Annotated in this window: 3 protein-coding genes; 1 reads left to right on the top strand and 2 read right to left on the bottom strand. The window is 40.3% G+C overall.

What is annotated here, in order from left to right; all coding sequences use genetic code 11:
* The first annotated feature begins 143 nt into the window (after window positions 1-143).
* Window positions 144-1,556, top strand: coding sequence for a cysteine--tRNA ligase (gene cysS, locus ABDH28_07005; GenBank protein ID MEN2998763.1), 1,413 nt, complete (start codon window positions 144-146; stop codon window positions 1,554-1,556).
* Here the strand turns inward: cysS and ABDH28_07000 are convergent.
* Window positions 1,553-2,203 carry a hypothetical protein gene (locus ABDH28_07000; protein ID MEN2998762.1) on the bottom strand — a complete coding sequence of 217 codons (651 nt, stop codon included), beginning with the start codon at window positions 2,201-2,203 and terminating at the stop codon, window positions 1,553-1,555. The two genes, cysS and ABDH28_07000, sit on opposite strands and share 4 nt — an antisense overlap.
* Window positions 2,197-3,387, bottom strand: coding sequence for an LL-diaminopimelate aminotransferase (locus ABDH28_06995; protein MEN2998761.1), 1,191 nt, complete (start codon window positions 3,385-3,387; stop codon window positions 2,197-2,199). Before ABDH28_06995 ends, ABDH28_07000 begins: the two co-directional genes overlap by 7 nt.
* Window positions 3,388-3,802: the final 415 nt, after the last annotated feature.

The following is a 3,802-nucleotide window of genomic DNA, read 5'->3' as shown; positions in this document are numbered from 1 at the left end:
ACTGTGGGGGAAAACCGCATTCAATTGTGAATTGACTTTGTTGGTTTTGGCAACCAGGGGTTATGGTGGGATGAATACTTGACTTCCTCTTTGTTGGAGGTTATATTTCTACTTTGAAGAATGAGCGTGTTGAAGGGTAGTGTATGGGATTAAGGATTTTTAATACACTTACTGGGAAAGTTGAAGAGTTTAGGCCTTTAAGAGAGGGAAAGGTAGGGATGTATTTTTGTGGTCCTACTGTTTATGATTATCCGCATATAGGTAACCTTAGAACCTTTGTGGTATCTGATGTCCTGAGAAGGTATTTGGAGTTTATAGGGTATGAGGTTACTTTTGTTATGAATATTACTGATATTGATGACAAGACTATAAATGGGGCTAGGAGGGAGGGACTTTCTCTTAAGGATTATACGGAGAGGTATGCAAAGGCTTTCTTTGAGGATATTTCAACTATTCGTATAAAGCCGGCTACGTACTATCCCAAAGCTACAGAAACGATAAGTGAGATTGTAGAGTTTGTGAAAGAACTTATTAGCAAGGGGTATGCTTATAGGACAGATGATGGTGTGTATTTTGATATTTCGTCTTTTAAGGGTTATGGAAGGTTGTCAAAGCTTGATAGGAGGGAGGTAAAGCATGGTGCTAGTGGCAGAGTGAGGGTTGATGAGTATACGAAGGAGGATGCTGTTGACTTTGTGCTTTGGAAAGCTTGGAAAGAGGAGGATGGAGATGTTTACTGGGAGACTGATATAGGCAAGGGTAGGCCTGGTTGGCATATTGAGTGTTCAGTTATGAGCACTAAGTTTCTAGGTGATACTTTTGACATTCACGGTGGTGGAGTAGATCTTATATTCCCTCATCACGAGAATGAGATAGCGCAGAGTGAAGCTAGGTCAGGTAAGGAATTTGTCAGGTATTGGGTTCATGTTGAACATTTAATGGTTAATGGTAGGAAAATGTCAAAGTCGGAAGGTAACTTTTATACGCTCAGGGACTTGCTTTCTAAAGGGTATGGTCCCAAGGCGATAAGATTGGTTCTGATATCAACTCACTATAAGAAACCCTTGGATTTTACTGAGGAAAAGGTGGTTCAGGCTCAGAATACTATAAGAGATCTTGAGATTTTCATCTCCAAGATGAAGAAGGTTGTAGAAGCGAATGTAGGTGTTAAGGTAAGTGAAGATGACCTTAGCTACATAAAGGAGGCGAGTGAGAGGTTTATTGAGAGTATGGATGATAATCTTAATGTGCCTGAGGCACTTGGTGTGCTCTTTTCTTTGGTTCTGAAGTATGAGAACAAGGATATCCTAGAGATTTCTTCGGTTGAAGCGGAAGAAGTGTTGAAGTTCATCAGAAACGTTAAGGAGGTTCTGGACTTTTTTGATATGGATGCTGATGAAGTTCCTGAGGAGGTGAAATCTTTAGTCTCTCAAAGAGAGATTCTTAGGAAGGGTAGAAATTTTGAGCAAGCTGATAGGATAAGGGATGAAATTATTTCAAGGGGTTATACTGTGATAGACACAAAGATAGGAACGATTGTTGTGAAAAACTCCTAGAACCTCAAGGTGTAGTTCAAGCCGAATCCTGGTATTGGGAAAGTTTGAAACTCTCTTCCTCCTAGCAAGTATCCTTCTAGCCTTAATGTATCAAAGAAATCTACTCCTAGGTTGACTGTTAGTAGATTGCTTTTGTAGGTTTGCATATCTGGTGGTAGGTTTTTTTCTTCTTGGGGGAAGAGGCTACTGAAGAATCTGAAGTTTAGTGTGAATTTAAACCACTCGGTCAAGGATGATTCCATATATAGGGGAAATACGGCGTAAAGAGAGTTTACATAGGGGTTTTGATCGTTTATTTTTTTTAGGATGGAGAGGTAGCTTAGGCCTAGTCCGGTGGCGAATTTGGTTTTGTTTGTCTCAAATAGCGATAGTTTGAAGTCAAGTAGTAGTCCTGTGCTTTGGAAGTTTTCGTCTGGTAGGGCATAGGAGATGAAAAATCCGAATTCTGTTCCAAGGAATTTGTCTTTGAATATTCCTTTTCTTGCTTGGATACAGAGGTTTCTAGTGTAGTTGAGGATTTCTATTTTAGCCTCTTTTGGGGAGAGAGAAGATGCTTCTGTTGTGGGGCTTAGGACTGCGAATTTTATGCATGAGTTTGAGATTAGGCAGAGAGCTATTAAGCTTACGGCTACTAGTTTTTTTACCATATACTTAATTTTTTTATTCTATTTACTGCTTCTTCAATTCTCTCATCTGGAGCGGTTAGGGAAATTCTGAAGTATCCCTCACCGTATTCACCGAATCCACTTCCTGGGGTTACTACTATGCCTGCTTCTTTTAGGAAAGTGAGGGATATTTCTTTAGAGGAGATTCCTTTGGGATTCTTTACCCATATGTAGAACGTTGTGTTTGAAGAGTATACTTCAAATCCTACTGAGGTTAGCATGCTGACCATTTTTTTCTTTCTCTTGGATATTACTTCTCTGTTTTGCTGGGCGTAGCGTTCCATATCTGGTTGTAATGCTCTGACTCCTGCTAGTTGTATGGCGTTGAAGACTCCGGAGTCAACGTTGGATTTTATGGCGAGTAGGCCTTTTATTAGGTTTTGGTTGCCGATGGCAAATCCTATTCTCCAGCCTGTCATGTTGAAGGTTTTTGAGAGGGAATGGAACTCTACTGCTATGTCTTTAGCTCCGGGAATATTGAAGATGCTTATTGGCTTTTGGTTGCCCTCGTATATTTCGGAGTAGGCTAGGTCAGAGCAGAGGATTATGTCGTTCTTTTTGGCGAACCATACTATTTTTTCAAGTTGTTCAAAGGTTGCGCTAGCGGAAGTTGGGTTATTAGGATAGTTTATAAACATTAGTTTTGCTTTTGATAGGATGTTTTGGGAGATATTTTCAACCTCTGGGAAGAAGTTGTTTTCTTCTCTGAGGGGTATTTTGAACGGTGTAGCACCTGCTAGTATTGTTGCAGCGTTATAGACCGGGTAACCTGGATCGGGAACGAGTGCTATATCCCCCGGTTCAAGGAAGGCCCAGTGGATGTGGGCTATTCCTTCTTTTGAGCCTATCAAGGCTATAACTTCGGTTTTAGGGTCAAACTCAACACCAAACCTTCTATGGAACCACTCTGCAGAGGCTTTTCTAAACTCATACATTCCTGCATAGGATGGGTATTTATGATTAGCGGGGTCTTTTACTGCTTCGTACAGAGCCTCAATTATGGGTTCAGGAGTAGGAAGATCAGGGTCACCAATACTCAGGTCTATGACGTCAATTCCTTTTGCGATAACTTCATTCTTGAGTTCGTCTATTTCTGCAAATAGATATTTTGGTAACCTTGAGAGGTTACTGGAGAGTTTTCTTTTTATTCCTACATTTTCCTTCATATCTCTTCTAACCTCCTAGAGTGATTGATGTAATAATTACGTTGGTTTTTGCGTTGGTAAGTCTAAGGGTGTTTATGGGCTTTCTAAATGGTTCTGCCGTCATGACTTGACAGTAATTATAACACATAGTGGGTGTTTTATCAAAGTTTGGATAGGTGTTTAAGATCTGAGATTTTTGAGAGATGGTTGATAATCTTAGTGTCAGGCTTTTGTGGTTTTGAATCTATCAAACTCTACTCAGACTTTTAACTTTCAGTTTCAATCCCTAAAAGGGCAGGTAAAAACGGGTTTAATGGGGAACAGGTTTGTTGGATATTTTGATGAGTTTCAATCCCTAAAAGGGCAGGTAAAAACATGCTGAATCCGCCTATAGCAACGATCAGAGACGCGGTTTCAATCCCTAAAAGGGCAGGTA

This window comes from Brevinematia bacterium, assembly GCA_039630355.1.
In the GTDB taxonomy this organism is placed as follows: Bacteria; Spirochaetota; Brevinematia; order DTOW01; family DTOW01; genus SKYB106.
The sequence above is the reverse complement of the archived record's forward strand: the minus strand, read 5'-3'. Positions and strand labels throughout refer to the sequence as shown.

What these genes read in the sequence shown, in the direction of transcription:
- cysS (MEN2998763.1), top strand. Translation starts at nt 144, where the DNA reads ATGGGATTAAGGATTTTTAATACACTTACTGGGAAAGTTGAAGAGTTT.
- ABDH28_07000 (MEN2998762.1), bottom strand. Translation starts at nt 2,203, where the DNA reads ATGGTAAAAAAACTAGTAGCCGTAAGCTTAATAGCTCTCTGCCTAATC.
- ABDH28_06995 (MEN2998761.1), bottom strand. Translation starts at nt 3,387, where the DNA reads ATGAAGGAAAATGTAGGAATAAAAAGAAAACTCTCCAGTAACCTCTCA.